Raw genomic sequence first — 1,388 nt, 5'->3', positions numbered from 1 at the left:
TATTAAGGAATTAGCTTCCAAACTTCATCCGGCAGGAATGGAAGTTTTAATGGCTGTTCCACCAAAAGAAGGTGATCAAATACCCTCTTATTCAGCAGGATATGATTACCGAACTCTTGGGAAATATCTAGATAAAATGTTTTTGATGACTTATGATTGGCATTGGCCAGGAGGTCCATCAGGTCCGATTGCTCCGATAGACAGAGTAAAAGCAACACTTAATTATGCAGTTTCTGTTGTAGATAAATCGAAGTTAATGCTTGGAATTCCTCAATATGCTTATGATTGGGTTATAGGAACTAATAAGCGTTCAGGTTCTTCTTATTCCACTCAACATGCCATTGATTTATACACTGGATATCAAAGTTCGGTTCACTATAATGAGAGTGCTGCTGCACCTTGGTTCCGTTATGTAGACAATAAAGGAAACCTCCACGAAGTGTGGTTTGAGGACCCACGCAGCTTACTCGTTAAGTTCCGTCTAGTTCGACAATATGGACTAGCTGGCATGGGGTGCTGGCACTTAGGTCTAACCATGCCTCAAACAGAAAAAATGTTACTTGAGGAATTCAATGTACACTAAGCTGTTTGATGGAACACTAATTGATACACCTTAAGACAATCATTTGGTCCAGAGGGGTCTTAAAAAATGTTTTTGACTACTTTTCAAGAGTAGACCACATAATGGTATAAAGATTATATCTAGAGATGTCTATTTTTAAACATCTCTTAATAATTATTTTTTATAACCCTTTGGAGGCCAGATAAATGAATGTATATTTGGCTGGACCTTTTTTTAACTCAGAACAAATTGACCTGATTGAAAAATTAGAAATAATATTATTTAACAAAGGATTAAATGTATTTTCTCCACGAAAATACAAAAGCAAGTTTCCTTTTGGATCTTATCAATGGCAAAATCAAAACTTTGTTACTGATGTAAATGCAATACAGTTTAGTGATATTATTTTTGCAGTATATAACGATCAGGATCCTGGTACAATGTGGGAAGTTGGATTTGCATGGTCGCTTAAAAAGCCTATCATTATTTTTAATACTAAAGAAAAAGTGGTAAATCTTATGATTACACAATCTTTACATGCCTATTTAGATAGCTTTGATAAAGTTATTCAGTATGATTTTAATAAATTACCTCGAATACTTTATCATGGAGCTGTAACTTGAAATTTAAAATAACAACGGGTTTTATACGCCGTTGGTTTTCCCCTTATGTAAAATTGATAAAGGGATCTATTTATGAGTTTAGGTAATCATATACTTTAGCCATTTTTTGTTTATTTGAGATTTATTGATAAAAAATAGATTGTTGACAAATTGATAATATTATTTATAATTTAATTATCTCGAATTTGAGATTTATGAGTTTG

At 33.0% G+C, this 1,388-nt stretch carries 2 protein-coding genes; both read left to right on the top strand.

The window, feature by feature from the left end; genetic code table 11:
* Window positions 1–583: glycosyl hydrolase family 18 protein (locus V7659_RS27850; RefSeq protein ID WP_335543311.1), on the top strand; the 583-nt coding region annotated here is incomplete at its 5' end.
* A 185-nt stretch (window positions 584–768) separates the two neighbouring features.
* A complete protein-coding gene (locus V7659_RS27845) occupies window positions 769–1,185 on the top strand; it encodes a nucleoside 2-deoxyribosyltransferase (RefSeq protein ID WP_335543310.1) in 417 nt (138 codons plus the stop codon).
* Window positions 1,186–1,388: the final 203 nt, after the last annotated feature.

It is taken from the genome of Neobacillus drentensis, assembly GCF_036966985.1.
Taxonomy (GTDB): domain Bacteria; phylum Bacillota; class Bacilli; order Bacillales; family Cytobacillaceae; genus Neobacillus; species Neobacillus drentensis_E.
This window is presented reverse-complemented; position numbering and strand designations above follow the sequence as displayed.

What these genes read in the sequence shown, in the direction of transcription:
- V7659_RS27845 (WP_335543310.1), top strand. Translation starts at nt 769, where the DNA reads ATGAATGTATATTTGGCTGGACCTTTTTTTAACTCAGAACAAATTGAC.